Annotated in this window: 1 rRNA gene; it reads left to right on the top strand. The window is 54.3% G+C overall.

Annotation, left to right across the window (positions count from 1 at the left end):
- Window positions 1-219, top strand: a 23S ribosomal RNA gene (locus tag H6A20_RS13380); the annotation flags it as partial.

Raw genomic sequence — 219 nt, 5'->3', positions numbered from 1 at the left:
AACATCTAAGTAGCCGGAGGAAGAGAAAGAAACATCGATTCCGGAAGTAGCGGCGAGCGAAACCGGAAGAGCCCAAACCGGGATGCGTGCATCCCGGGGTTCGGACCGCATAATTGATCTTATGAGCCTAGCAGAATGGTTTTGGGAAAGCCAGCCAGAGAGGGTGAAAGCCCCGTAAGCGAAAGGCGAGTGAGCATGGCGGTATCCAGAGTAGGTCGA

This window comes from Mordavella massiliensis, from assembly GCF_016901695.1.
Classification (GTDB): Bacteria; Bacillota; Clostridia; order Lachnospirales; family Lachnospiraceae; genus Claveliimonas; species Claveliimonas massiliensis_A.
This window is presented reverse-complemented; position numbering and strand designations above follow the sequence as displayed.